Origin of the sequence: Mesorhizobium sp. B2-4-12, from assembly GCF_006441575.1 — a bacterium.
Taxonomy (GTDB): domain Bacteria; phylum Pseudomonadota; class Alphaproteobacteria; order Rhizobiales; family Rhizobiaceae; genus Mesorhizobium.
This window is the reverse complement of record NZ_VFVC01000010.1, coordinates 26,323-52,945: the sequence shown is the minus strand read 5'-3', so window position 1 is coordinate 52,945 and position 26,623 is coordinate 26,323. Positions and strand designations below refer to the sequence as shown.

26 protein-coding genes and 1 tRNA gene are annotated in these 26,623 nt (G+C 61.2%); 14 read left to right on the top strand and 13 right to left on the bottom strand.

Annotated features, from left to right (window positions below):
- Positions 1-28 precede the first annotated feature (28 nt).
- On the top strand, positions 29-1,201 hold the full coding sequence (locus FJ934_RS08660; protein ID WP_140608910.1) for a DUF930 domain-containing protein: 1,173 nt from the start codon (positions 29-31) through the stop codon (positions 1,199-1,201).
- Positions 1,202-1,205: 4 nt separating this feature from the next.
- On the opposite strand, the gene FJ934_RS08655 is transcribed toward FJ934_RS08660, so the two are convergent.
- Both FJ934_RS08655 and FJ934_RS08650 read right to left on the bottom strand, forming a co-directional pair.
- Complete coding sequence (locus FJ934_RS08655; protein ID WP_140608751.1) at positions 1,206-1,880, bottom strand: HAD family phosphatase; 675 nt, start codon at positions 1,878-1,880, stop codon at positions 1,206-1,208.
- Between the two features lie 103 nt (positions 1,881-1,983).
- Complete coding sequence (locus FJ934_RS08650; RefSeq protein ID WP_140608749.1) at positions 1,984-2,625, bottom strand: hypothetical protein; 642 nt, start codon at positions 2,623-2,625, stop codon at positions 1,984-1,986.
- Positions 2,626-2,815: 190 nt separating this feature from the next.
- Between FJ934_RS08650 and FJ934_RS08645 the strand changes: the two genes are divergently transcribed.
- The 5 genes from FJ934_RS08645 to ptsP all read left to right on the top strand — a co-directional run bounded on the left by FJ934_RS08645 (position 2,816) and on the right by ptsP (position 7,641).
- The gene (locus FJ934_RS08645) at positions 2,816-3,253 is read left to right on the top strand and encodes a transcriptional regulator GutM (protein WP_140608747.1); all 438 of its coding nucleotides are present in this window, start codon (positions 2,816-2,818) and stop codon (positions 3,251-3,253) included.
- Between the two features lie 51 nt (positions 3,254-3,304).
- The gene (locus FJ934_RS08640; RefSeq protein ID WP_140608745.1) at positions 3,305-4,072 is read left to right on the top strand and encodes a PTS glucitol/sorbitol transporter subunit IIC; all 768 of its coding nucleotides are present in this window, start codon (positions 3,305-3,307) and stop codon (positions 4,070-4,072) included.
- 16 nt (positions 4,073-4,088) lie between these two features.
- A complete protein-coding gene (locus tag FJ934_RS08635) occupies positions 4,089-5,087 on the top strand; it encodes a PTS glucitol/sorbitol transporter subunit IIB (RefSeq protein ID WP_140608743.1) in 999 nt (332 codons plus the stop codon).
- A gap of 28 nt (positions 5,088-5,115) precedes the next feature.
- Positions 5,116-5,496: a PTS glucitol/sorbitol transporter subunit IIA gene (locus tag FJ934_RS08630; protein ID WP_140608741.1), complete on the top strand. Its 381-nt coding sequence runs from the start codon at positions 5,116-5,118 to the stop codon at positions 5,494-5,496.
- A gap of 159 nt (positions 5,497-5,655) precedes the next feature.
- On the top strand, positions 5,656-7,641 hold the full coding sequence (gene ptsP, locus FJ934_RS08625) for a phosphoenolpyruvate--protein phosphotransferase (protein ID WP_140608739.1): 1,986 nt from the start codon (positions 5,656-5,658) through the stop codon (positions 7,639-7,641).
- A gap of 23 nt (positions 7,642-7,664) precedes the next feature.
- Here ptsP and FJ934_RS08620 read toward each other — a convergent pair whose 3' ends face one another.
- A complete protein-coding gene (locus FJ934_RS08620; RefSeq protein WP_140608737.1) occupies positions 7,665-8,465 on the bottom strand; it encodes a hypothetical protein in 801 nt (266 codons plus the stop codon).
- A 155-nt stretch (positions 8,466-8,620) separates the two neighbouring features.
- On the opposite strand from FJ934_RS08620, the gene FJ934_RS08615 reads away from it, so the two are divergent.
- Positions 8,621-9,631, top strand: coding sequence for a sugar-binding transcriptional regulator (locus FJ934_RS08615; protein WP_140608735.1), 1,011 nt, complete (start codon positions 8,621-8,623; stop codon positions 9,629-9,631).
- 142 nt (positions 9,632-9,773) lie between these two features.
- Positions 9,774-10,127 (top strand): cupin domain-containing protein, encoded by a 354-nt coding sequence (locus FJ934_RS08610; RefSeq protein WP_140608733.1) that lies wholly within the window; start codon positions 9,774-9,776, stop codon positions 10,125-10,127.
- Positions 10,128-10,492: 365 nt separating this feature from the next.
- On the opposite strand, the gene FJ934_RS08605 is transcribed toward FJ934_RS08610, so the two are convergent.
- On the bottom strand, positions 10,493-10,915 hold the full coding sequence (locus tag FJ934_RS08605; RefSeq protein WP_140608731.1) for a hypothetical protein: 423 nt from the start codon (positions 10,913-10,915) through the stop codon (positions 10,493-10,495).
- A gap of 491 nt (positions 10,916-11,406) precedes the next feature.
- Here FJ934_RS08605 and FJ934_RS08600 point away from each other — a divergent pair, with 491 nt between their 5' ends.
- The 3 genes from FJ934_RS08600 to FJ934_RS08590 all read left to right on the top strand — a co-directional run bounded on the left by FJ934_RS08600 (position 11,407) and on the right by FJ934_RS08590 (position 13,519).
- Complete coding sequence (locus tag FJ934_RS08600; protein ID WP_140608729.1) at positions 11,407-12,117, top strand: hypothetical protein; 711 nt, start codon at positions 11,407-11,409, stop codon at positions 12,115-12,117.
- A complete protein-coding gene (locus FJ934_RS08595; RefSeq protein ID WP_140608727.1) occupies positions 12,117-12,977 on the top strand; it encodes a thymidylate synthase in 861 nt (286 codons plus the stop codon). Before FJ934_RS08600 ends, FJ934_RS08595 begins: the two co-directional genes overlap by 1 nt.
- Before the next feature lie 113 nt (positions 12,978-13,090).
- Complete coding sequence (locus tag FJ934_RS08590; RefSeq protein WP_140608725.1) at positions 13,091-13,519, top strand: very short patch repair endonuclease; 429 nt, start codon at positions 13,091-13,093, stop codon at positions 13,517-13,519.
- Here the strand turns inward: FJ934_RS08590 and FJ934_RS08585 are convergent.
- The gene (locus FJ934_RS08585) at positions 13,488-14,735 is read right to left on the bottom strand and encodes a DNA cytosine methyltransferase (protein WP_140608723.1); all 1,248 of its coding nucleotides are present in this window, start codon (positions 14,733-14,735) and stop codon (positions 13,488-13,490) included. The genes FJ934_RS08590 and FJ934_RS08585 overlap by 32 nt on opposite strands.
- 634 nt (positions 14,736-15,369) lie before the next feature.
- Here FJ934_RS08585 and FJ934_RS08570 point away from each other — a divergent pair.
- The gene (locus FJ934_RS08570; RefSeq protein ID WP_140608717.1) at positions 15,370-17,853 is read left to right on the top strand and encodes a hypothetical protein; all 2,484 of its coding nucleotides are present in this window, start codon (positions 15,370-15,372) and stop codon (positions 17,851-17,853) included.
- Between the two features lie 61 nt (positions 17,854-17,914).
- Here FJ934_RS08570 and FJ934_RS08565 read toward each other — a convergent pair whose 3' ends face one another.
- The 4 genes from FJ934_RS08565 to FJ934_RS08550 form a co-directional block, all read right to left on the bottom strand.
- Positions 17,915-18,253 carry a DUF2958 domain-containing protein gene (locus FJ934_RS08565; protein WP_140608715.1) on the bottom strand — a complete coding sequence of 113 codons (339 nt, stop codon included), beginning with the start codon at positions 18,251-18,253 and terminating at the stop codon, positions 17,915-17,917.
- Positions 18,250-18,456 (bottom strand): hypothetical protein, encoded by a 207-nt coding sequence (locus FJ934_RS08560; protein WP_140608713.1) that lies wholly within the window; start codon positions 18,454-18,456, stop codon positions 18,250-18,252. The genes FJ934_RS08565 and FJ934_RS08560 overlap by 4 nt, the downstream gene beginning before the upstream one ends.
- Positions 18,457-18,809: 353 nt before the next feature.
- Positions 18,810-18,886: transfer RNA gene (locus tag FJ934_RS08555), tRNA-Arg, on the bottom strand.
- 83 nt (positions 18,887-18,969) lie between these two features.
- Positions 18,970-20,133, bottom strand: coding sequence for a M20 aminoacylase family protein (locus FJ934_RS08550; protein ID WP_140608711.1), 1,164 nt, complete (start codon positions 20,131-20,133; stop codon positions 18,970-18,972).
- A 235-nt stretch (positions 20,134-20,368) separates the two neighbouring features.
- Between FJ934_RS08550 and FJ934_RS08545 the strand changes: the two genes are divergently transcribed.
- Positions 20,369-21,532, top strand: a complete 1,164-nt coding sequence (locus FJ934_RS08545) for a D-alanyl-D-alanine carboxypeptidase family protein (protein WP_140608709.1) — start codon at positions 20,369-20,371, stop codon at positions 21,530-21,532.
- Between the two features lie 3 nt (positions 21,533-21,535).
- Positions 21,536-22,615 carry a GTP-binding protein gene (locus tag FJ934_RS08540; RefSeq protein ID WP_140608707.1) on the top strand — a complete coding sequence of 360 codons (1,080 nt, stop codon included), beginning with the start codon at positions 21,536-21,538 and terminating at the stop codon, positions 22,613-22,615.
- A 203-nt stretch (positions 22,616-22,818) separates the two neighbouring features.
- Here the strand turns inward: FJ934_RS08540 and FJ934_RS08535 are convergent, their stop codons facing one another.
- The 4 genes from FJ934_RS08535 to FJ934_RS08520 form a co-directional block, all read right to left on the bottom strand.
- Positions 22,819-23,058 (bottom strand): sulfurtransferase TusA family protein, encoded by a 240-nt coding sequence (locus FJ934_RS08535; protein ID WP_140608705.1) that lies wholly within the window; start codon positions 23,056-23,058, stop codon positions 22,819-22,821.
- 10 nt (positions 23,059-23,068) lie between these two features.
- Complete coding sequence (locus tag FJ934_RS08530) at positions 23,069-24,397, bottom strand: murein L,D-transpeptidase family protein (RefSeq protein ID WP_140608703.1); 1,329 nt, start codon at positions 24,395-24,397, stop codon at positions 23,069-23,071.
- A 240-nt stretch (positions 24,398-24,637) separates the two neighbouring features.
- Positions 24,638-25,588 carry an acetyl-CoA carboxylase carboxyltransferase subunit alpha gene (locus FJ934_RS08525; RefSeq protein WP_140608701.1) on the bottom strand — a complete coding sequence of 317 codons (951 nt, stop codon included), beginning with the start codon at positions 25,586-25,588 and terminating at the stop codon, positions 24,638-24,640.
- A gap of 98 nt (positions 25,589-25,686) precedes the next feature.
- Positions 25,687-26,604 carry a site-specific tyrosine recombinase XerD gene (locus tag FJ934_RS08520; RefSeq protein ID WP_140608699.1) on the bottom strand — a complete coding sequence of 306 codons (918 nt, stop codon included), beginning with the start codon at positions 26,602-26,604 and terminating at the stop codon, positions 25,687-25,689.
- Between the last annotated feature and the right edge of the window lie 19 nt (positions 26,605-26,623).

Below are 26,623 nucleotides of genomic sequence, written 5' to 3'. Positions count from 1 at the left end.
GCCGCTATTTCATTCCACATCGGTCAGCATGAAGGACGAGACACGAGAGTGGCGTCGGAATTTGCTATGGGGCTTGTCCGCATCGCTGGTCCTGCATGCGCTTATCGCAGCGCTCCTGGTCTACAGCCTGCCGAGGCCTCCCCAACAGCCGCAGCAGGAGCAACCGGTAAACATCGCGATCGTCCCTCCGCCCGATCAACCCAAACCGAAACCTGCCCCTGCGCCGCCGCCAAAGGAAAAGCCGCCGGAACCGAAGGTTGAAAAGCCGCCCGAGCAGAAGGTTGAAAAGCCGCCTCCGCCGGAACAGCAGCCGCGCAAGCCCTCGCCAATCGAGGTGCTGAAACCTGTTTTTCAGTTCGGCGCCAAGGACACCGGCCCCAGGAAATCCCTGGACGGGGCCAGCGCTCAGGACAACTCGCCGTCGCCGGCCGAGGATTCGAAGCCGCCTGTCGCGCCGAAGGATGCAGAGAACAAATCCGCCGCGCCGGCAGCCCCCGAAGAGCGGGCAACCAAGGCCAGCGAGACGCCGATAACCGCGCCGAAGGATGCTGAGCCCGCACAGGAGAAGCAGGCAACTTCAATCCAGGACCCAGCTAAACAGCAGGCAGACAAGCAAGAGACGGAAGCACACGATGCCGGCAAGCAGGCAGCGACGGCACCAACGCCGTTGGCTGCCGCTGGCGGCGACGGCGAGATCGAGCTTCCCACATCGGCGGAAGCGCCTACGCCCAAGCCCGCAGACGCGCCGAAGTCCAATCCGGCAAAGGTTTCGAAGTCCCGAAGCGGGAGCGCCGGGAGGTCAAGTTCCAAGGACCCAGCCGTTGCCGCATCGCCGAGTTACTCGGGTCTTCCGGGTGTTCGCAGGCTCTATTCGCAGGGCGCGACCGGTGATGCGCTGGCCACGACCTCGATGAACGGCATGACTCGCGGCCAGCGTGCTGCCAGGCTTTGCGCCAGCGCGTTGGACCAGCAATTGGTGGACGCCTCTTATTTTCCCGACTTGATCCCAAGCGTTCCGCTGAAGGCCGGCAATATTCTCGACGCCCCGGATGTCGCTTTCCGCACAACTACCAAATGGTACCATCTGAGCTTCCGGTGCGAGGTCGACCCCGATGCGACGAGGGTTTTGTCCTTCACCTTCCGTGTCGGGCCTACGATCCCGCCCGAAGAATGGACCCGCCTTGGACTGCCTAACCGGTAACGGATCAGGCCGGCACACCGAGCCCGGATAGTTGCCGGCTAACTTCCTGCCAGTCGGCGCAGACGAAGTCGGCTCCGGCCGCTTTCAGTCGCGCGCCGTGCTCGGCATAGGTGTGGCCGCCACCGGTGTAGCCGATCGCCGTCATGCCGGCGGCGACCGCGCCCTGGATGCCGAAGGGCGAATCCTCGATGACGATGCATTCGGCCGGGTTGGCGCCCATTTTTGCTGCGGCGAACAAGAAGATGTCCGGCGCAGGCTTGCCGTTCTTGACCATCGAGGAACTGTAGATCGCATCGCCGAAGAAGCGGGCCAGTCCGGTCACCGCCAGGCTGTGGTTTATGCGCTCGACCGAAGACGACGATGCCACGCAGCGATCGCCGGTGAGCGCCGTGAGAAAGGCGGAAATTCCGGGCGTTGGTTTCAACTCCTCGGAAAACAGGACCTTGGTTTCCGCCCAGATGTCGCCGTCAGCCGCCGCCGGAAATTGATGGCCGGTCAATTCCTTGATCCTGACGATGATGTCCGACTGCTTCATGCCGATGCACTGGGCGATGATGCCGCCATGGACACCGGGCATGCCGTGCTTTTCATAGACCCGCTTATAAGCTCGGGCCGCCAGCGGCTCGCTATCGACGAGAACGCCGTCGCAATCGAAAATGATAGGCCTTGGTCGCGCCACGCGCTTGTCTCCTCAAGTCAGATTCGCACATCGCTATCGGCAAAAAGTCAAATGTTCAATAGCGCGGTGGTTTGAGGCGTTTGAGAACGAAACCGGAGGGCGGTCAAAGCTGGCGCAACGCATCGCTGGCGCGGGAGGAGCCGAGCGCCCGTTGCATGGCTTGCCGTGACTGTGCGCGGTCCGGCGTGATCCAGTTCGGCTCGGCGCCGAGGAAGCGGTCGAGGAAAGCCACCGCATAGGCCGGCATCTCGGTCACGTTCTCGCGATAGGACCACCAGGTGCGCAGATCGTCGGCGCATTTGTCGATGCTGGGTGCTGAGCCGAACTCCTGCTCGTAGATGGCTGAAATCGCAGAGACGCAATAGTTGGTGTAGAGGAAGCCCTCCGGCCAGAAGCGGATGATCTCCAGCGTGCTGGCATTCTGCTCTGTTTCGGTCAGTTCCGCGAGGCCGGAGATTTCCCTGGCCGGCGCCTGCTTTATCAGTTCGCGCAACACGAGGCCGGCGGCAAAGACGATAAAGTCGGCGCGGTCGACTTCGGCGAAGCGCTTTTGCGCTTCCATGATCTCGACCCAGTCGAGAAAGGACCGGGTAAGCTTCGCCTCGTCGATCTCGAAACGCACGCCGAACGTGTCCGAAACCACCTTGGCGCTGCCGCGGAAGGTGGCGCGGAACCAGCGCAACTGCCGCAACCTGTGGCGCAGGTCGGGCATAAGGGCCAGTTCGTCCCTGAAGGGTAGTTCCATTGCATGCATCCCGTTTGGTTACAGGCTAGCACAGCCGTGCCACCGCCGAAATCGGTCGCCGGCCCTGTGGATGAGCTGATGCGGTCAATATCATACATATTGACATCCGCGGAAACAAATGTTCTCACTTTGCTGTTGTCGCGCAACGGTCCAAGGTGCGCTTCGACAAAGGCTTCGGGAGGAGAACCGAATGGCGATTTGGCAGTGGGGACTGCTTCTGCTGGTTGTTGTGTGGGCGCTGCAGTCGCTCGGCGTCTGGCTGCAGATGCGGCACTATTCGGATGTCTTCCGCGGCGTCACCGACCAGTACAAGGATGGCTTCGTCGGCGCCGGCAATTTTCGCGGCCGGTTGGCCAAGGGCACTATCGCGCTCGTCGTGGTGACGCCCGACCTGATGGTGCGCCGCATGATGGTGATGAGCGGGCGATCCGTCTTCACCAAATTCAAGCGACATGAAGAATTCGAGGGTGCTCCCCTCGATCGACTCCGGTCCAACCCTGCGATCATGGGGGAGGGGGAACCCGGTGTGGCCGAGGCCGTGAAGCGGGCGATCGAACAGATCGACAAAGCACGGTCAGAGCCGGGGAAGAAGCCGGGCCTGTCCGGCTTGAACGTAGCAAGGGCTTAGTAGCGCCGCGCACCGACTGGGCTCAACCGGCGGGCGGCATAAGGAGGAGAAATGTCTGTATTTTCGTTGTTGGCGCAGCATGCCGACATGGCCGTTCATAACCTGCATGTCGCAGGGGCCATGGTCTCGGATGCTGCTTTGCATGGCAAGCTCGCCGTCGAGCATGCTTCCGACCATCTCGTAGTTCTGGCGCAGGCGCAGACCGACAGCGCGCCGGTCACCGCCGATCAGCTGAAGGAACAGCTGAAAAACGTGCAGCAGGAGGAGCAGCTTGGCTGGCTGACTGCCATCGGCAAGTACTTCATCGGCATCTTCCAGAAGGGCGGCGAGGTTTTCGCCGGCTTCGTCACCGGCATCATCCCGACACTTGTCGTGCTGATGACGGCCTTCTACGCCGTCACCGAACTGGTCGGCGAAGAGCGTGTCCACGGTCTGGCGCGTGGTGCTGGCCGCATCGCGCTGACCCGCTATACCGTGCTGCCGCTGCTGGCGGTGTTCTTCCTCACCAATCCGATGGCCTACACCTTCGGCTCGTTCCTGGAAGAAAAGCACAAGCCCGCCTTCTACGACGCTGCCGTATCCTACGTGCATCCGCCGCTCGGCCTTTTCCCGCACATCAACCCTGGCGAATATTTCGTCTGGGGCGGCATGCTCGTGGCCTTGCTCGACCTTGAGAAGCGGGGCGTCGTCGTCGCCGGCTACCACGTCAAGGTGGCGATCTGGTACGCCATCGTCGGCCTCGTCGTCATCCTGCTCAAGGGCATGCTGACCGAGCGCATCACCGCCATCATGGCACGCCGCCAGGGCGTCGAGCTGTAAGGGCGGGGAGGACATCATGGCCAAGACATACAAAGCCGTAAAGATCTCCCGGGGCTCCACAGGTTGGGGCGGTCCGCTCGTCATCGAGCCGACCGAGCAGCGCAACAAGGTCGTCTCCGTCACCGGCGGCGGCATTCACCCGGTGGCGCAGCTCATCGCCGATATGACCGGCGCAGAGGCCGTCGACGGCTTCAAGGCACCACCGATCGAAGGCGAGATGGCTGTCGTCGTCGTCGACTGCGGCGGCACCGCCAGATGCGGCGTTTATCCGCGCAAGCGCATCCCGACCGTCAATCTGACGCCGGTCGGACAGGCTGGGCCGCTCGCCCAGTTCATCACGGAGGATATCTACGTTTCGGGCGTGAAGCCGGCTAACGTCGCAATGGCGGACGGGTCCGAGGCGGTCACCACTGCGGGGGGAGCAGCATCGATGAGTTCAAGCAACAACACTGCGGCCGCCGCGCCGCTGCCGAGCGAAGGCGGGCTGATCGGCTTCATCAGTACGATCGGCCGCGCCATGGGCCGTGTGGTCGGCATCTTCTTCAACGCCGGCCGCCGCACGATCGACCAGGTGGTGCGCAACGTGCTGCCGTTCATGGCCTTCGTGACCATGCTCATCGGCCTGATCCTCTACACCGGCATCGGCGACGTGCTGGCGCAGCCGATGGGTCCGCTGGCCAACAACATCGTCGGCCTGCTGGTCATATCGGCCATCTGCGGCCTGCCGTTCCTGTCGCCCATCCTCGGGCCAGGCGCTGTCATCGCGCAGGTCATCGGTGTTGCCATCATCGGCCCGCAGATCGCCAACGGCACGATTTCGCCGGCAATGGCCCTGCCGGCGCTGTTTGCCTACAATACCCAGGTGGGCTGCGACTTCGTGCCCGTCGGCCTGGCGCTCGGTGAAGCCAAGCCGAAGACGATCGAAATCGGCGTGCCGGCGGTGCTCATCAGCCGCCAGATCATGGGCCCGGTCTCGGTGCTGATTGCCTGGGTCGTCAGCCTGATCGTGTTTTAAAAGAGAGTAAGGAAATGAGGTTCGCCACATGACGGTTCTGTTGAGAACACGGGTCACTTCCATCGGGCCCGAAGTGGCGGACCTTGCCGAAGGGGGCGTGGTCATCCTGTTCGCGGATGGCTCGCCGCCGGAGCTTGCCGAAGTCTCCGTTCTGCACAAGACGGAGCAGGAACCAAGTGACGGGGCGCCTCCCAAGGGCGCTTCGATCACGGTCGGTCCGGTTTCAGCCGTTATAACAGCGGTTGGCTCCAGCGCCTGGAGCAAGGTGCTCGAAATGGGCCACGTCGTCATCTCGTTCAATGGCGCCACCGAGGCCGAGAGGCCGGGCGAGATCTGCGCATCGCAGGTCGATGCCCAAGCGCTCGTGGCCGCCCTGAAGACGGACGCGATCATCACCATCGCCGCCTGAAAGCACGCGCGCCGCGACCTGCCTGGTCACGGGGCCAGAGCAATTCCGGGAAAGTGTGAAAAGGTTTTCCGTCCGGAATCGCGTCAAAACAAAGAGTTAGAGCAGTTCGCCGTTCCCCTGAAACGCCGAAACTGCTCTAGAAAAAGCAGAGTATTTGCCATGGAACGCTCGACCATCGTCAGAGTGCATGAAGGTTTGCACGCCCGTCCCGCCACGCGGTTCGTCAAGCTCGCCAAGGGTTTCGAATCCGATGTCGAGCTGGTCAAGGACGGCAAGGCGGTCAGCGCCAAGAGTTCGGTCAAGCTGATGCTGCTGGCGGTCAAGGAAAATCAGGAAGTCACCGTGCGGGCGAATGGCGCCGACGCTATCGAAGCCATCGAAGCGCTGATCGGCTACCTCGAAAACCCCAAGGCGGGTCTTGACGATGAAGCGGAAACGCAGAGCCCGGCGAATGATGCCGGGCAGGAAGCGGCACCCGCGCCAGCGCCCCAATCGGCAACTTCCGCACCTGGCCAGACAAATGGCCTGCGCGGTGTCGCGGCAAGCGAGGGCGTCGCGATCGGCCCGGCCTTCGCGCATTTCCCGCCGGAGATCGCCGGGCAGGGCCGCATGCTGCTGGCCGACGAGATCGCCGCTGAGATCGACAGGTTCCGCGCCGCCGTCGCCGCCGTCCAGGCGCGTATGGACCGGGCCCTGGCGCAGGACAGCCTGTCGGCCGGCGACCGAGGCATCGTCGCGGCGCTTCGCGATATCGCCGCCGACGATAGCCTGACCGACGAGGCCGAGAAGGCGATCAAGGGCGGTAATGATGCGGTCTCGGCCGTTATCACCGCCGCGTCCACCATCGCTGCCGATTTCAGCGCCGTCGATGATCACTATCTCAATGCGCGGGCGGACGACGTCCATGCGGTCGGACGGCAGATCTGCCTGGTGCTGCTCGGGCAGGACGATGTCAGCCTCGAAAACATCCCTGAGGGCGCCATTCTCATCGCCGACGACATCGGCGCCTGGGACCTGGCGCGCGCTCCCTTGAAACGCATCGGCGGCGTGGTGTGCGGCCACGGCGGCGCCACCTCGCATATCGCCATCATCGCCCGCTCACACGGCATCCCCGCGGTGCTGGGCCTCGGCGACCAGGTCAATGCCTTGCGTTCGGCACATGAAGTGGCGCTCGACGGCAACACCGGGCATGTGATCATCGATCCCGACGCGGCGACGCGCGCCGACTTCGCCGGCCGCGTCGAAGCGGCTGCAAAGGAGCGTGCCGGCCTGACCGCCTTCAAGACGGTGACGCCGAAACGCGCCGATGGAAGGGTTATCGAGGTCGCGGCCAATATCGGCTCGCTCGAGGAAATCGAGGCGGCCCAGGAGGCCGGCGCCATGGGTGTCGGCCTTTTCCGCACCGAGCTTCTGTTCATGCGCCATATGCACCTTCCCTCGGAAGATATGCAGGCCGAGACTTATGCGGCGCTGGCCAAGGCCTTCGCGCCCTATCCGGTCATCGTGCGAACGCTCGACATCGGCGGTGACAAGCCGATCGCCGGCATCGAGTTTCCCGACGAGGAGAACCCCTTCCTCGGCTGGCGCGGCATCCGCATGTGCCTCGACCGGCCCGATATCTTCAAGCGCCAGCTCAGGGCGCTGCTGCGGGCAGCCGTGCATGGCAACGTCAAGGTGATGCTGCCGATGGTCGCCGACATTGACGAGGTGAGGCGGACAAGGGTGCTGATCGATGAATGCGCCGCCGAACTGAAGGCGGAAGGCGTGCCATATGCGACGTTCGATCTCGGCGTGATGATCGAGACCCCGGCGGCGGTGCTGATCGCGCCGGCGCTGGCCAAGGAGGTGGCTTTCTTCTCGATCGGCACCAATGACCTGACCCAATACATCATGGCCGCCGACCGGCTCAATCCGACAGTGGCGAAGCTCAACGACGTCACCAATCCGGCCGTCATGTCGGCGATCGAGCTGACGGCAAAAGCCGGTATTTCGGCAGGCATCATGGTGGGCATGTGCGGCGAGGCGGCGGGCCGGCCGGATCTGATCCCGGCCTTCATCAAGATGGGCCTGACCGAGCTTTCGATGAGCCCGGCCTCGATCCAGCGCGCCAAGAAAACGATCACGGCCATGGTGGCCGGGGAATAGAGTTCCGGAACCGCTGCTGGAGCTTACGGCAAGTGGGCAAGCAAGGTGGCGAAGACAGGTGTCAGTTCCTCGACCGGGCTTGCCTTGGCGCAGGCCTGGACGATCCGGTCGTGACGGATATCGGCGGCCAGGATCGCGATCTCAAGCATGTCCGGCTCCGGCGCGCCGTCGCGGCCGGTTGTCGCCAGGCCGCAGGCCAGAACGACCGGCGCCAGGCAGCTGATCTCGAGTGCCCGGCCGCCGACCGCAGCCGTTTCCGGCGCGGCTTCGCCAAAGTGGACCGGATGCTGGTTGAGCAACGCGACCAGCAGCGCAGCGCAGGTCGATGCAATTGCTTGCAGTCCCGCACCCGCGGCGGCCAGGGCGGTCAACAGATCGCCATGGCGTTTGCGCATGGCGGCGTGGGCAGCGGCAAAATCGGCTTCATGGATGCGGGCATGGTCTATTTTCAACCCGGCGAGCACCGCCTTGGTCAGATAGTACATATCGCGCCGGAACATGCGCTCGGCGCCCAGCTGCCGCTCTTCGTTTCCGGCCGGGAAATAGGTGCCAAGGCCCTTTACGGTCGTGCCGTCCACATTGATCGGACGCTCATGCGGGACAAAGGACTCGGCGATCGACAGCGCTTCGTCGAAGGCGCTCGCGGCATGGCTGAGCAGGCCTTCGATGCCCTTGCCCGGAAACGGCGGCAAATGGCTGGTGGCTTCGCGCAGGATGCTGGCGTCGCCGCTGCCGTCATGACGGCTCTGGCGGATGATGTCGCGGATTTCCCGCAGCCGGTCCTTCAAGTTGACGCGGACGTCTTCGGAGATCTGGCGCAACATCGCGGTTTGCCTCGAAAGTGCAGTGGAGGGCCGCCAGCAAGGGCCGGCCACACACTCTACATCGTTCCTATCGATTGGTAGATCAATAGGCGATACTAGACCAGCATGCAGAATCGGCGACGGCGCATGCGCCCGGTGCCGCGCGGGAGGTTCATTTGGGCAGGCGACGACAAACCGACGAGGGGCGGGCAGGGGCCGAAGCGACCGAGCAGGTCGTCAATGAAAGCCGAACGGACCGCCTTAGGATTCGGGCCGCCTGGATGTATTTCGTCGAGCAGATGACGCAGAACGAGATCGCCGACGTGCTCGGCGTCGGCCGCGTCACCATCGTGCGCATGCTGGCGGAGGCGCGCTCGCGCAACGAGGTGAAGATCACCATCGAGAGCGAATTGTCGGAGATCGTGCGGCTGGAGCGCGCGCTGGAGCGCACGTTCGGCCTGCAGCAGGCGCTGGTGGCGCCGCTCACTGCCCCCAATGCCGATCCGATCCCCGCGATCAGCGCCAGGACCGGTATTTTCCTGTCCGACACGATGAAGTCAGGCATGCGCGTCGGCGTTGGCTGGGGCCGGACATTGTTGTCAAGCCTGCCGTTCATCAGCGCCAAATCGCTCACCGATTTCAAGGTCATTTCGCTGCTGGGCGGCGTCGGCGTCGCGCGGCGTTACAACCCGGCGGAGTTCGCCTGGCGTTTCGCCCAGGTCTTCCAGGGCGACGGCTACCTGATACCCACGCCCGCCGTCGTCGACAGTGTCGAAACCAAGATCGCGCTGGTCGAACGATGCGGCCTGCAGGAAATTTTCGAGATGGCCGACACGCTCGATGCCGTGCTGCTCTCGATCGGCGGCATTGCCTCGGCGACCACCTTCTATCGCGGCGGCTTCCTCAAGGAGGCGGAGCGCGAGGCGCTGGTGTCGCGCGGGGCTGTCGGCGATCTGTTGTTCCATTTCTTCGACCGCAATGGCGATCTGGTCGACCATCCGATCAACAGCCTGGTGATGTCGGTGGATGTCGACCGGCTGCGCAAGGCGCCGATCCGCATCCTGACCTCCGGCGGCGAGGAGAAGATCGAAGCTCTGCTCGGTGCCATGAACCTGATAGCGCCGACAATCCTGATCACCGATGAGGAGAGCGCGCGGCGCATGCTCGAGGCGGTCAGCGAAAGCTGAAGGAGCCCGTGGGTAGTCCGGCCGGGCCCAGCTGTGCTGTCTGGATTCCTTAACGCCGGTGGTTTTCGCGGTGCACGCATTGCTCCCGTCATGTGCATCGGCTATCCGACCTCTTGGACAGATGAAGCAAACGGAGCCCGGCATGACAAACAAGACGATCCTTAAATTTGGCGCGGTGGAGCACGCGGAAGCTGGCGATCTACCCGGCTGGATCGCGGTCGAAGGCAGACCGACCATGCAAACCGCCGTCCAGCACACGACAGAGGACGGCAAGGTGATGTCGGGAACCTGGCGGGCGACGCCCGGCACCTATCACGCGACCTACACCGACTATGAATTCGTGCATATGATCGCCGGCCGCATCATCATTACCCCCGACGGCGGCACGCCCGTCGAGGTCGGCCCCGGCGACGCCTTCGTCGTGGAAGCCGATTTCAAGGGTACCTGGAAGATCATCGAACCGGTGACCAAGCATTTCGTGGTCAGGGTCGGCTGAGGCGGCCCGATCGGCTTCGAGACATGAAGAAGCCCGTTATGGTTTGCCATGGCGGGCTTTTTCTTTGCCTCATTCGTTTCGAGAGGTTGCTTTAGTGCCCCCGTTCAACGACCGGATGCTCGCGTTGAAGCCAAGTCTGACTCCTGGTCGCGTTCAGTAGGTTGATAACGCCTCCTCCGTTTCCGTGGTTCAGGAAGAACGGACTGCATTAGGAGGCCGCGAGCAGACATGAGGAAGCGCCGCCGCGGCGGGACGCACCGGACGCAACAAGTAAACGCTCGGTCGAGCGATTGTAGCAGGTCAACTGAAGGGACTATGGCGCCGGTTGTTGCGGCCATGAGACCGGCCTGTCGACCTGCTTTGTCTCAACTCCTAAACAGGGCTCTAAGCTTGGCAAAGACACCGTCATTCATGGCGGCCCGCACACCAAGTGCGACCCATCCGGCCTTCATCGTCGCACCGACATGACAATGGCAAACGATGCGATGCAATTGCCAGTTGGACAGTTCAAAAAAACGCCGCGCCGCGCCGTAGGTGTCGTCTTCAAGGCCCTGCGCCCGCAGGATCGGATCTTCGAACGCAATGCTGATCGGCGATGCCAGGCAATGCGCTTCGTTGCGCTCCCTGGCACTCATGTATTCGGTGCCGGGAAGCGCGCTCAGGCATCGTTCCGGTTGGCGCTCGAGGAGATTTGCCCAGCGCTCCAGGCGCTGTCTGCGCGTCATTGTTGGAAATTCCGCGTTCACCTCTGCGATAACGTTTAGTTGTTCGAGTGTCTGGTGTTTCATGGTCAAGCTCCTGTTGAGCCAGATTGTCCTCATTTTCCGAGATAACGACAGGCCCGGTCGCCATCGCCACGCTTCTGAACCCCGCTTTCTCGCCAAAGTTCCATGGTGTCGATAAAATGAATGTCACTGCGGCCAAGTATGGGGGATTCCCCTGGCACGAAAGGCTGTCGACGCCTGGATCATCGCGCCACAAGTTCTGGAACGGCGGGGCTCAACTGCCTCTCCTGCGACAGCCCTGGAGGCAAAATTCAGCGATCGCCGTTCGGTTCGTTGGCCGCTGCTGAATCGCCGTTGGGATCAGGCAACGCTCGCCTTGGCGGCGAGACCGAGGTCTTCGAAACGAAACCCAGCTTGCGGACGATCAACGTGGAAAGGGAAACGGACGGAGCCGCGTAAGCGACAAGCCGCATTTTACTCCGCAGATTTCCTCGGAATTGTATAGACGATGGTTGGATGATAGCCATAGCCTGCAATGCGAGGCAGGATACATCATGCTGTTGACCGACTCCGAAATCAGGGCCGCCCAGCTTGTCAAATACGGGTCTGAAGCTCGTTACAATGCGACATCATATGATCTCGGCATCGGGGAAATTATCGATGCAGGCGGTCAACGACACAGCGAGGTGGGATATGCCGTCAAACCTCAAGAAATCGTCTGGCTGATATCACGAGAAAACATCAAGCTGCCCACCGACATCACGGCGCACGCATCCATCAGAACAGGATTGTGCAACCATGGTCTTCTCGCGCTCAACATTGGGATAGTCGATCCGACGTGGGATGGCCCCCTTTCAACGGCCGTAGTCAATTTTTCAAAATCCGAGTACTTCCTGAAGATCGAAGAGAAATTCCTTCGCCTTTCGTTCCTCAAGCACAACGAGCCCGAGCGGGCAAGAATTTTACCTCCTTCATCGAGGAAGGAATACATCGCGGAACGAATTGGGCTCGCAAAGACAAATTTTGGCTCTACATTCCTAAATGTGGATGAGCTCTCCGGAAATGTCGCCCGACGAATAATCGAAAACAGGAAGGACAACATTGTCTTATATGGCGCTGCTGCTTCTATAATCATTGGCCTTATTGTGGTAGTTCTGTCAGTTGCTACCTATGCGATAACTTTTCCTCGGTATAATCCATACGGCGACATGGATCAGCGGTTGAAACTGATTGAGCAAAATCTCAAAGTAGGAGGAGAGCACTGATGGGGCAGCCGCGATTCACATCGCTCAATGCCGCCTACGCTCATATCTTGAGAGGAATACTCGATGATGGTCGCGAAGTGTCGCCGAGGGGCCTCAGGACCAAAGAGCTGCTAGGAATCGGTTTTGTGCTAACAGAGCCCCGCGCAAGAATTCTCACGTCTGAGACCCGCCGTTGGAGCTTGCCCCTGGCGCTAGGGGAACTCTGCTGGCATTTGCGCGGCAGCAACGATGTTGCCTCACTCGCCTATTACACAAAGGCATGGGAGAAGTGTTCGGATGATGGGATTTCAATCGCGGGCAGCTGTTATGGAAAAAAGCTCTTCGCAACATCTCCTACCGGAGACAGCACCTGGAAGCGCCTGGCGAATGTATTAAGGACAGATCCGGACAGCAGGCGTGCGGCGGTTTCGTTTTTATCAGAGTCGGATGACCTCACTCAGTCGCGAGATATTAGCTGCGTCAGTAGCATCCAGTTCGCGCTTCGTTCCGGGAAACTGGACATGATGACTGTCATGAGGAGCAACGACGCGTTTCTTGGACTGCCATACGACGTGTTCCTGTTCACGTTCTTGCAGGAATGTATGAGTCTTGAACTTGGATGTCCGCTAGGGGAATACCAGCATTTCGCTATGTCGCTGCATCTGTACGAAAAGCACCTGGATCGCGCCAAAATCATATCTCAAGAATTGCCAACGGGTTCTGGTCTGATGCCGCCACTGCAGTCGTTACTGCAAATCCAGGAACTCCTGTTAGCCGAAGAGACGATTCGAGACGGTCGAGTCCTGAATGTGATCGGTGATGAATATTCGGCTCCGCTCGTTCGAGAATTGGTAGGATATCGGGAGCGCCTAGTCGCCTGATGAGCTAATTCCCTGTCGCGTACGCGACACCGCGTAGATGCGGCGAGACAGCGACCTAGTGGGCGGTACTCGCTGACATTGTGCTACATTAATTCGCACTCCCGAAGTCCTTTATGGTCGACAGCGTTTCCTCAGAAGTCCGCTCGCGAATAATGAGCCTGATACGAGGCAGGAACACGCGTCCCGAGCTTTATGTTCGGCGGATCCTCCACGCTGCGGGCTATCGATTCCGCCTTCATCGTAAAGATCTGCCCGGCCGACCGGATATCGTCCTGCCGAAATATTGGACTGCGGTGTTCATAAACGGCTGCTTCTGGCACGGTCACGATTGCAGGCGCGGTAGGCGCCCGTCTTCGAATACAGAATTCTGGGCAGAGAAGATCGACAGAACCATGGGCCGCGACCGACGCAACTCGGATGCCCTGACGGCCGCAGGCTGGCGCGTAGTGACGATATGGGAATGCTGCCTCGAATCCGACACCGATGCCTTGCTGTCAGACTTAGCAGATGTCAGCGGACGCGCGACGATTCAATCGAATTGACCAGGTATCCGGCAAAATAGCGAGCCAGCTTGGGTGGGACCGCATTTCCGATCATGCGAGCAACGGGCTCGATCTGCTCCGTCGGATAGAAAACGTATTCATCCGGGAAGGATTGCAGGATCGCTGCCTCCCGAAGGGAAATTCCGCGAACTTGGTTGGTATCGAAGTGCCCAAATCGTCCATTTGAAATGCTGTGGCACTTCGTCGTGATCGTCGGCGACGGTCGGTCCGGATGCATACGAGTATAGACATCGCTGAAGCAGTGGTCGTTGAGACGCTCGTTGACCTTACGGTGGCAGTCGAGCGTGAGGTCGCCGTATTGGGTGTTTGCCATGTAAGCGTTCGACTCCCCGGGCTTCGCGGAAGACAGGCGCTTGAGGTTCAACTCGCTCAGCGAACGGGCCTTGTGGTTGGGGATTTCAGGATGGACTTCGCCGGCCGCCATGGGCGGCAAGTGTCCGATCGCACGGAACACCGAAACCAAAGTTTCGTTCGGATCGGAATCCGGCACCAACAGCTCGGTTTTCATGAGATCGGCAAAACGCTCCTCGCGAACGAGGTCGCGCCGAACGGCGATTAGAATCGACCGTTTGCGGAATTGAGGGATGCCGAAGTTCGAAGTGCAGACAACCTTTGAGCCGGTCACGTAGCCCAGTTGATTGAGGCGCACCCTGAAATCTTCCCATATGCCGCCGTACTTGGGATCCTTGATGCCGGCGACGTTCTCGGACAACACCATCTCAGGCTTATAGCGGTCGACGTACGCGGCCGCTTCCGTCAGAAGGCTCCGGTCCTTCTCTCGTCCTTGATGCCGCTTCTCGCTCAGTTTCTTTCGCGAGAGGCGAGTGAACGGCTGACAAGGCGCGCAAATGGCAAAAAGCAGCGGAGTGGCTGGAGCTTTCGACCGATAGTAGCCCAGCAACGAATCAAGTTCGGAGCATAATTCTGCCTGCTGCCCGCCTGGGTAATCCTCGGTCGCAGGGAAAACGTCGTAGTGGAGGAATCGTGAGTTTGAATGGTCGACCGAGTCGTTGAAATTGTTTTCAGCGTACGTGAGACCGCAACGATTGTCCTTGTCGATCCCGGCAATCACGTACCCGCCGGCATCGATCAGACCGCGCGTCGTTCCGCCGGCGCCGCAAAAAAAATCGACTGCGAGAAAATTCGGCATCTTTGCCGCCTTTCGCTCGTCTTTCTTGCCGACGGAAACACTCATCACAACACCTTCCTGATGCGCTTGACGTCGGCAGGCGTGAACACACGCCAACCATTTCTGTCGCGCTTCACATCTTCGATTCTCTTTTCCCGGAACCAACGCAGGAGGGTGCTTTTCGAGATTCCCAACTCCTTTGCGGCCCCGTCCGTGGAGTAGGTCTTCTCGCTCGGCACACGAATCTCCGTGAATATATTTAATTATACTCATAGCCGGGATGCAGTCAATGGCCGAGCGGGGAAATTTGGTTGGATTCACAATCGCTTAGCGGGGGCATCGGTCATCCAAAAGACGTAGCACGGGCCGTTCCATCTACCCAGCCGTGCAACTTTATGCTTTTCACGATTGTACATTTGTCATATCTACGGCCACCGCTTGCATGGAGAGCGAATATGGTACGAGAAGAAGACAGGGCAAAATTTATACGGTTGGCATCCGCCCGCGTTTCCAAGGCGCTGAAGGATATCCAACTTATCGGAAATCTCGCGAATCGATCGAACTATGACTACACGGATGAGGATATTACGAAAATTTTTAGAGCTCTGAACGAAGAGATCAACGTTTGTCGGAAACGCTTTGAGCTCTCCGGAAAGAGAAACGGGGCGACCAAATTCACATTGGAATAGGGGGTAAATTCATGGATTCTAAAAAAGTCTGTCTGTCACTTCTGGCTGCCGAGTCCGAACTCGAAGTCGAGAAAATTCTCACATCAATCCCGGAGATGCAGGACTCAAAAAACTGGAGGCCGCTTGACGGTCGCGAAACCAACTTCAACGTTACGTCGAACCAGGCATCGGACGGCGGCAAGGCATTGACCGAACTGATGACCAACATGGTCGACGCCGTGCTCCTGAAACACGCGTACCTCAAGGGCGTCGACCCGAAAGGCAAAAAAGCCCCCGCCACCATGTACCAAGCGGTCGACCAGCTCGTTCACAAGATGCACGGCGGAAAGCTCGTGAATCTCGGGCCCAACGATCCCTGGCTCAAGCAGTTTGCACAGAACAATCTTGCCATCGGTATCACAGGTGCGAAGTCGAAGGCGGAAGGTTTGCCCTGCTATTCATTCGCCGACAACGGTGAAGGCCAGCACCCGGACGAGTTTGAAACCACTTTTCTGTCGCTGAGCGCAGGCAACAAGAAATCGATCAATTTCGTCCAGGGCAAGTTCAACATGGGCTCCTCCGGCGTGCTTCGCTATTGCGGCCGTCGCTGGTTCAAGCTCATCGTGTCCCGCCGTTTCGATAAGTCTGGTCCATGGGGATGGACCATCATGCGGCGTCGACCAACCGATGCTGATCGCATGCCTGTGGCGGAGTATTTCGTCATGCCAGGCGACAAGATCGCAAGGTTCGATGCTGAGGAGCTGTATCCCTACCATACGATTGAGAAGAAGCGCTACGACCGCATGCATTTGAATGCGGGCACGATCGTAAAGCTCTACGACTACCAGGTCGGGTCTAGGTTCCTCAGCTTCCGCGGTTCGCGCGATGCACTAAACGAGAACTTGGTCGAGACCATCCTGCCTTTCCGTATCCTTGACCTCAGGCAGAAGCCAGATCCGAAGCGCGGTCCGGACCGGGCATTGGGGGTCGACCCACGCCCTTTTTACGGGATGGAATTCCTGCTCCTTAATTCTCATAAGGAAGAGGGGCTTGAAGGCGAAGACGAAGCTTCGGGCGAAGACAGGGTTTTTGTCGGCAAGTTTTCGTACCCAAATCTGGGGGAGGTGAGCATCAGTGCGATCCCGTTGAAGCGGGACATACCTGGATGGCTCAAGCCGAACAATTCCAACAACCGGGTGTTTCACGCCGTCAACGGGCAGGTGCAATACAAGCAGACCCGTGGCTATCTTTCCAACACATGCGGATTTCCCGCCCTAAAAGACCGCGTTGTCCTCATCGTGGATGCCAGTAATCTGACATTCGCGGCACACAACGAGGTCTGGAAGGGCGATCGGGAGCACATCAGCAATACGCTCGATGGCGAGCGCTATCTCGAAGAGGTAACCAAGACAATCAAAGAGTCGCAGGCCCTGAAGGACCTACAGGCCAAGATTGCCTCCGAGGAGCTGGAACGCGCCGCGAAGACAGAGGGGAATTCGCTTTTCCAGAAGCTCGTCGACAGGGATCCCAGCCTCGCCGGTCTGCTGTCGAGCCGCGATCCTTCGATCAAGCTGCCTGCCTCCGGCGGGTCCAAGACTGGCGGAAAAGAGAGCGGAACAGCCGAAGAATTCGAAGGATCCTACAGCCCGAGCTTTATTCGGTTGGAGGAACGCATCGCGAAAAACGCTGTTGAGATTCCATTGGGCCGCAGTCGGCCGCTGGGCGCCAGAACGGATGCGGCCAACGACTATCTGCAGAGACCGGACAATCCTGGTCGAGTGATCCTCGACCCAGAGATTCGCAAGAAGTTCGGCGTGCGGGAGCACCTGAAGGACGGTCGCCTGACTCTCTACCTTTCTCCCGGCAAGGAAGATGTCGACATCGACGACACGTTCACATTTCAGATCGCTTTACATGACGAAGCGATGCCCGAGGCCGTTGGATCGGAAGAAGTGAGGGTGCTGATCGTCGCCGCCATCGATGAAGACGATGAGAATAAAGTAAAGCCGAAGCCGAAGCCGAAGCCTGATGTCAGCGGTGGGGATAAGAAAGCAGGCGATGGGGAGGATGCCCCGACCCACGGATTGCCGGCCGTCATTCTCTTGACCAAGGACGGCCGAGATGTGCCCGGCTACCAGACCGAAGAATGGCCGGAGGACTTCTCGGAGACCGATGGCGGCCTGATTCAGGACCTCGGGAAGGAGAGCGTCTACAAGATCAACTATGACAACGTCTATCATATCAAATATCGAAAAGCGGCGAAGGACGGCGTTGCCCGCGACGTCATTACCGAGAAGTACATCCTCGGAATGCGCATTCTGCTGTTAGGCTGCGAGCATGCGCTTCGCAGCATGCATCCGGCCGACGGCTCCGGAAACAGTGGCATAGGGGAGTTCATGGATGACTTTCGCCGTATGGCCGCCAGGGGCGCGGCATCCACTGTGCTGGCCTTGGCGGAGAACTTGCCGAAGATCGTCGACGCATCTTCAGTTCAACAGGCAGAGCAGGTGGAGTGAATGTCACCGATCGGTGACATTCTCAAATTGAGATGATGTGCGGGGAAGGTGGATCGCCGCGCTAGGCGACGATCCTGCCGCGACGCCGGGCATCGGCTGCGTATTCCGACAGGGTTTTCGCCGGCCGGAAGTGTCGATCGATTTCGAGCCGGAGGCCCATCGCCGTTCTGATGATGGCGAGCTCCGAGATGTCGACGTAGCCGAGCTCGGGGCACCCGTGGCCAAGATCGCAGAGGCCGAAGGCGATTTTCGGGTCTGCGGGACTGACTTCGCACAGCAACCATGTGGCGCTGCCGTTCGGATCGAAGATTTTGACCACTGGGCGGTGATCGACTTCCCGGCCTCGGGCTGTCGTACAGCCGTTGGCCAGGAGCTCGGAGAGGAGGATGGGCGGGATCATTCGTCGCCCTCCTTCTCGGAACGGACGCGGAGAACAAGGCGTCCGCTGATCGGCAGTGCCGAAAGCTGGACATTGTAGCCGTTGCCGTCGCCGTGAGCCCAAGCCGAACCGACCTTCGTCCAGAAGGCCTTTTCGCCCTCGCCCTCGATGACGTAAACGCCATGCGACGGGAGATGCTTCGGTGCCGCTGCTGTTTCCTTCAATTTGCTGGCCTCCATTGCCGACCGCCCCATGCGATCGTTCTGGAAGCCGTCAACGGAAGGTTTCAGGAGGGTCTAGCTGGCTCCGAAGGACGCTTTGCGCTTGGCCATGGCCGGACCATCCGAACGACGTAGGAAGGCAGGAAGAACGGCGCGGAGCGGTCGGCCTCAGGAGGTTATGGCGGGAAGGGCGATGCCCAACCGAAAGCAGTCACGATGCCCAGAGATGGAGGCAAGGCAAAGGAATCAGGACAGAGAACTTGGTCCCAGGTTGGTCCCGTGGTAAAGCAGGCAAAATCCAGTCTCTCGCCCAATTTCGATCAAGGCGATTTACTGTGACATTTCGAGTGGTTGCGTGGTGATCCCGACAGGAATCGAACCTGTGACCTACAGATTAGGAATCTGCCGCTCTATCCTACTGAGCTACGGGACCACGCGGCCCGACACATAGCCGCTTCGGACCGTTTCGCCAAGAGGCCGGCCGAAGGCAATTCGGCCGGCACCCGCAGGCAGCCGTCAGGCGGCCAGCGCCGTTTCCGCCAGCTTCACCCAGTAGCTCATGCCGTGCGGGATGGCTTCGTCGTTGAAGTCGTAGGCCGGGTTGTGGAGACCGGCCGTGTCGCCATTGCCGATGAAGATGAAGGCGCCGGGCCGGGCTTCCAGCATATAGGAGAAATCCTCGCCGCCCATCACCGGCTGGATGCCCCGGTGGACATGGGCGTCGCCCGCCACGTCGGCCGCCACATCGCTGGCGAAGACGGTCTCTTCCGCGTGGTTGAACGTCACCGGATAGTTGGCATCGTAGTCGACTTCGATCCTGGCGCCGAAGGCGGTCGCCAGTCCCTCGCAGATGGCACGGATGCGCTCTTCCGACTTCCTGGCGACCTCCTTGCGCAAGGTGCGCACGGTGCCGGCGATCTCGGCCGATTCGGGGATGATGTTGTAGGCGTCGCCGGCATGGAACTTGGTCACCGAGACAACCACGGCTTCGACTGGATCGGTGCTGCGCGAGGCGATCGTCTGCAGCGCGCCGACCAACTGGCTGGCGATGACGATCGGATCGATCGTGCCATGCGGCATCGCGGCATGGCCGCCCCGGCCCTTCACGGTGATGGTGAATTCGGCCGTCGCCGCCATGATCGGGCCTGGGCGGATGGCGAACTGTCCGACAGGCAGGCCCGGCATGTTGTGCATGCCGAACACCCTGGAGATGTCGAAGCGCTCCATCATGCCGTCCTTGACCATCTCGTGGCCGCCGCCGCCGCCTTCCTCCGCCGGCTGGAAGATCACCGCCACCGAGCCGGCGAAATTGCGCGTCTCGGCAAGGTATTTCGCGGCACCGAGCAGCATCGCGGTATGGCCGTCATGGCCGCAGGCATGCATCTTGCCCGGAACGGTCGAAGCGTAGGGTTTGCCCGATATCTCATTGAGCGGCAGCGCATCCATGTCGGCGCGCAGGCCGATTGTGGTGCCTTCGCCCTGACGGCCGCGGATGATGCCGACGACGCCGGTCTTGCCAAGGCCGGTCACCACGTCGTCGCAGCCGAACTCCTTCAGCTTTTCGACGACGAAGGCCGCCGTCTTGAAGACATCGAAGTTCAGCTCCGGCGTCTGGTGCAGATGTCGGCGCCAGCCGGCAACTTCGTCCTGCATTTCGGCGGCGCGGTTCAGGATTGGCATGATGGTTCCATTTCGTTGTTGGAGCGGCCGGTTTCAGCCTGGTATTTTGCAATTGTGCCCGGTGTTCTGCAATTGTGATTGTCAGGCACTTTGCCATGTTGGCGTCACATAGGGTAAATAGCACCGCGACGATGCGGTCCGCTTTTGAGGGGCGGACCCATTATGCTGGCGGTCACGTAACGAAATCTTACGGAGCCAGGGGCAATCAGGGCAAGAGGCGATTTCGGATTAGATCATGCGGCACAGGCATTTCCTCAGACTATTCTCGGCCGGCGCAATCGTGCTGTCGGTCCTGGCCGGGCCGGCGCTGGCCAATCCGGTGGTTGTCTTCGACCTGAAAAGCGGCCAGATCCTGCAGCAGCAGGATGCGTTCAAGCGCTGGTATCCGGCGTCGCTCAGCAAGCTGATGACCGCTTACGTGACCTTCCGGGCGATCGCGGCCGGTGAAGTCCAGCTTGATTCGCCGATCAAGGTGACGAAACATTCCGCCGCCGAGCCGCCGAGCAAGATGGGCTTCAAGCCGGGTTCAGTGATGCGACTCGACAATGCGCTGAAGATGATGCTGGTCAAGTCGGCCAACGACATCGCCATGGCTGTCGGCGAGAATGTCGGCGGCTCGGAAGCCGCCTTCGCCGAACGCATGAACGCCGAAGCGGCCCGGCTCGGTATGAACGGCACCCATTTCGTCAATCCGAACGGCCTCTACTCGCCCGACCAGTACACGACGGCGCGCGACCTTTCGATCCTGGTGATGGCGATCCGCCGCGAGTTTCCGCAATATGCGCCGTGGTTCTCTATCGAGGGGCTTGCGGTCGGCAAGAAGGCGATCCCGAACTACAATCTCCTGATCGGCCGCTATCCCGGCGCCGATGGCATGAAGACAGGCTTTGTCTGCTCTTCCGGATTCAACATGATCGGCTCGGCGACCCGCAACGGCCGCACGCTGGTGGCGGTTGTGCTCGGCGAGAAATCGGCGGTCAGCCGTGCCGAAGCCGCGGCCAGGCTGCTCGACCAGGGTTTTGACACGCCGGCCGCCGGCTCTACAACAATCACCACGCTGGCGCCTTACGGCGACACCGTCTCTCCCAACGACATGCATGACGAGATCTGCAAGAAGAGGAAGCGGCAGGAGCAGTCCGAGGCGCCGCCAGCGGCCGCCAAGGACGGGTCGAAATCGCCTTATCGGGAGAAGCTCGATCATGTGCCGACGCTGGTTGCCGTCGGCCTTGGCGGCGCCACCGGTCCGACACCGAAGGCGATGCCCGACGAGGGCGAGCAGCAGTATGCCGACGTGCCGATTCCAAGTTGGCGGCCTGACATGCCGGTGCCGGTCGGCGCCGGTCCGACCTTGGCGGGTTCGGCTGCCCAGGGCGACCAGCCGGTCAAAGCCGCGAATTAGCCAATGAGCGGCTTCCCCATTCCCGTCTCGGTGCTGACCGGCTTCCTCGGCGCCGGCAAGACGACACTGCTCAACCGGCTCCTGAAGGATCCGGCGCTGGCCGACACGGCGGTCGTCATCAATGAATATGGCGAGGTGGCGATCGACCATCTGCTGGTGGAGCAGGCGTCCGACGGCATCATCCAGCTTTCGGACGGCTGCCTGTGCTGCACGGTGCGCGGCGAACTGGTCGACACACTGGCCGACCTGGTTGACCGGCTGCAGACCGGCCGCCTCGCCCGGCTCGCGCGCGTCATCGTCGAGACCACGGGGCTTGCCGATCCGGCGCCGGTGCTGCAGTCGGTCATGGCGCATCCGGCGCTGGTCCAGGCCTTCCGGCTCGACGGCGTCATCACTTTGGTCGATGCCGTCAATGGCAATGCCACGTTCGACGCCCATGTCGAGGCGGTCAAGCAGGTCGCGGTCGCCGACCGCATCGTCTTGAGCAAGGCCGAGCTGGTGACCGATCCCGCTGACCTCGACAGGTTGCGGGCACGCCTGCGGCAGATCAACCCGGGTGCCGAACTGCTTGATGCCGCCGATACTGGGACAGGCGTCGCGGCGCTGTTTGACTGCGGCCTTTACAATCCCGCCACCAAATCCGCCGACGTGCGGCGCTGGCTCGGCGAGGAGGCGGCGCACGATCACGACCATCACCATCATGGCCACCGGCACGATCAGCGCGTGCGCTCCTATTCGCTGGTGCATGACGGTCCGGTGCCATTCTCGGCGATCGAGATGTTCCTCGACCTTTTGCGTTCCGCGCATGGCGAGCGCCTGCTGCGCATGAAGGGGGTCATCGAACTCAAGGAGGATCCGTCGCGGCCGCTGGTCGTACATGGCGTGCAGAAAATCCTGCATCCGCCGGCGCGGCTGCCTTCCTGGCCGGACGGCCAGCGTGGCACGCGGCTGGTGCTGATCACGCTCGACATGCCGGAAGGTTATGTGCGCCGGCTGTTCGCTGCCTTCACCAACCAGCCATCGATCGACACGCCCGACCGCGCGGCGTTGGAAAACAATCCGCTGGCGATCGCCGGGCGGTAGAGAGTCGCGCCGCGCCTCATCCGGCTGCCGCCACCTTCTCGGCGTATAGTGACGGGGAGAAGGGAGATGGCCGCAACGCCGGTGCTTCTACAACGCTGGCGGTTGGCGAAGCGGTCGGCGGCAGCGTCTTTTTCCCCGTTACTCTACGGGAGAAATGCCCGGCGGGGTAATGAGGGGCAGCGCCAACCCAGCAGAAAGCGCTCTCAGATCGTCTCGCCGCGCTCGACCAGAAAGCGGTGGCCTCCGGAAATGGCTGAAGTCTCGATCAGTTGATGGCCGCTATCGGCGCAGAATGCCGGGATGTCGATGACAGCCAGCGGATCGGTGGTCTCAAGCCAGAGCCGGCCGCCCGGCTGCATCCCAGCCAGACGCTTTTTCGCTTTCAACACGGGCAGGGGGCAGTTCAGTCCCTTGAGGTCGTAGATGGCTGTCACTTCGGCCAAGGTGACAACCTCAGCCGCCGAACATGCCGAGCAGCTTGTTCTTCAGCTTGGTAACCCGGCTCTCCTCGGCGCTCGCCGCCTGCGTTTCGGCCGGTGGCGCCTCGGTGGGGGCCGCGATGGTCGCTGTGGCGACAGGGGCTTGCTTGGCTTGCTTGGCTGCTTCCTTTGCCGCCACGGCTTGCGCCTTGGCAGCTTCCTTTTCGGCCAGAGCCTGCGCCTTGGCGGCTTCCTTGGCTTGCTTGGCGGCCTCTATGGCGGCCAGCCTCTGTTCCTCGGCCTTCTGCTTGGCGGCTTTCTCGGCCTCAAGTGCCGCCATCTTGCGGCCAGCGGGCGAATCGATGCGGCCCATGCGCATCGTCTCGGTGACCGAGCCGTCGGCATTGAGTGACGGCGGGTCGATCGGCACACGCTCGCCGCGCGCCCGGCGCTTCGACCAGTCGGAGACGATGCTGGCTTCCTTGATGCCGGCGATGGTCGGCTTGGGGGCGGGCGTACTGGATTTCAGCGCGCCGCTGAATGCCGCGTCATAGCTTTTCTCATAATCGGCGTAGGCCGTCTTGAGAGAATCCGGCTGCGACATCGCCGGGCAGGGGCCGGTTGGATTGAAGGTCGTGCCTTCGGGGGCGACCTGGTTGAAGACATAGCGTTTCTCGCAGACATCAACCTTCGGCGGCACCTTGGTGATCTCGAAATTGTCGTAGCCGACCTTCAGCATCTTCCAGAATTCATAGTTCGGGTCGTTGCGGTAGCGCGCCATGTTGGCGGCGGTCATGCGGAACGGGAAGGCCTGAACCTGGAATTCGGTCTGGCCACCCTGGAAGGCGTCGCGGCCGAAGGCATAAATCTGCTCGATCTGCGCGTCCGTCATCGAATAGCAGCCCGACGACGAACAGGCGCCGTGCACCATCAGATTCTGGCCAGTGCGGCCGTTGGCGCGGTCATAGGCGTTGGGAAAGCCGATGTTGAAGGACAGATGGTAGTTCGAGCGCGGATTCATCTGCGCCGGACGGACCGTGTAGAAGCCTTCCGGCGCCTGGCGGTCGCCTTCGGTGTATTTCGGTCCGAGCTTGCCCGACCATTTGCAGATGTCGTAGCTCGCCACCATGTCGTAGCGGCCGTTGGTCTTGGCCTTCCAGATCTCCAGCTTGCCCTCTTCCTTGAAGATACGCGCCATCACCGAAGAGGTGCGCACCATGCCCTTGGCCCTCATGTCGGCCAGGATCTTGTCGGGCAGCGGCTTGTTGGCCTCAGGCGCAAAATCCTTCATCGACGAATCATTGCAGCCGGCGATGGCTATCGAGGCGGCGACGACTCCGGTGCGGGCGAGCTTGGCAAACATGGATAGGGCTATGTCTTTTTTCCTCGGGCCAATGGCTTCGCAACAGCCAAGCCCGCATGCTGAACACCGACGGACCGTAAGCCCGTTAACCTTGAAAATTCCTTACCGCAAGCTTCGACCAACCCCTCACGGCAATTTCATTGAACCGAATCCGGCGGCATTTTTGTGGCGAAAGCGCTCATTGCCGCCACATTGCGGTGGGCAGGCAGCTTCCGATGGCCTCTTTGCGCTGTCAGGCGGTCAGAGGCTGCGGCCCATCGCCAGGTATTTCTCGCGGCGCTGTTCGCGGAAATCGGTGTTGGCGCCGGCGAATTCCTTCATCGTCTTGGCGATGAGGTCGCCAGTCGCGGCAATCACCTTCTCGGGCGCACGCTGGGCGCCGCCCATCGGCTCGGGGATGATGGCGTCGATGATCTTCAGTTCCAAAAGATCCTGCGCGGTGATCTTCATGTTGGTCGCCGCGTCCTTGGAGCGCGTGGTGTCGCGCCACAGGATCGAAGCCGCACCCTCCGGCGAAATCACCGAATAGATGGCATGTTCGAGCATATAGACGCGATTGGCGGTGGCGATGGCGATGGCGCCGCCCGAGCCGCCTTCGCCGATGACCACGGAGATCGATGGTACCTTGAGCGCAAGGCAGGCCGAGGTCGAGCGGGCAATGGCTTCGGCCTGGCCGCGCTCCTCGGCACCGACGCCGGGATAGGCGCCCGCGGTGTCGACCAGCGTCAGGAGCGGAATCTTGAAGCGGTCGGCAAGCTCCATCAGCCGCACGGCCTTGCGATAACCCTCGGGGCGCACAGAACCGAAATTGTGCTTCAGGCGGCTTGTCGTGTCCGAACCCTTTTCCTGGCCGATGATCGCCACCGGCTCGCCGCGGAAACGGGCGAAACCGCCGACGATCGCCTGGTCCTCGCCGAAATTGCGGTCGCCGGCGAGCGGCGTGAAGTCACTGAACAGGCCCTTGATGTAGTCGACGCAATGCGGCCTGTCGGAGTGGCGCGCCACCTGCACCTTCTGCCACGGCGTCAGTGCCTTGTAGAGATCGCGCAACGCGTCGCGCGACCGCTTTTCCAACCTGGTGATCTCATCGGCGACGTCGACCGCTTCGCCGTTCTCGGCAAGCTTCTTCAGCTCGAGGATCTTGAGCTCAAGATCCTGCACCGGCTTTTCGAAATCGAGGTAATTGTACATGCTTGAGCGGACCGATACGTCGGAAGGCAAGGACCGCGGAACCCTTGAAACCAAGGCTCCGGGCAGTGAAATGTCGTCCTCACATAGCGATATGAGGCCTAGTCGGCAAGCGGGTGATGATCGTTGACCAGCCGCACCAGCCGCTCTTCCAGCACATGGGTGTAAATCTGTGTCGTCGATATGTCGGCATGGCCAAGCAGCTGTTGCACGGCCCTGAGGTCGGCGCCGTTCTGCAGGAGATGGCTGGCGAAAGCATGGCGCAGCACATGCGGCGATATCTTGGCCGAGGCGATGCCGGCGCGCGCCGCCAGCCCCTTGAGGTCGCGGGCAAAGACCTGGCGCGAGAGATAGCCGCTGTCGGATGCTGCCGGAAACAGGAACGGGCTTTCGACGAAGGCGGGCACCCCGGCCCGGGCGGCAAGCCAGGCACGCATTGCGGTGCGCGCCTTGCCCGACAGCGGCACCATGCGCTCCTTGTCGCCCTTGCCGCGCACTATGAAGAAACGGTCGTCCCGCTGCGCCACCGTTACAGGCAAGCCGACAAGCTCGGAAACGCGCAGTCCGGTGGCGTAGAGCACTTCGACCAAGGCATGCAGGCGCAGCGCCGCCAGCCTGTCACCATGGCCGAGCGCGGCATCGCCGGCCTCGAGTGCTGCGCGGTCGATCAGGCGGCCGGTCTCGGCCTCGCTCATCGTCTTGGGCAGCGGGCGGCCCTTTTTCGGGCTGTCCAGCGTGCCGGTCGGGTCGTCGCCGCGCAGACCCTCGGCATAGAGGAACTTGAAGAACTGACGGATCGCGGACAGTTTGCGCGCCTGCGATGTTGGCGCGAAGCCGCGCGCGGCGATCTCGTCGAGATAGGCGCGGATATCGGCCGCGGCCGCACCGGCGAGCCCGCCATCGATTTCGGTCGAAGCGTCCTCGAGGTCGCGGCGGTAGGAGGAAAGCGTATTCTCGGCAGCGCCGCGCTCGGCGCTCATCATTTCCAGGAAGGCTTCGATGCGGGCGGCGCTGTTCATTTCCTTCAGGCGGTTCCGA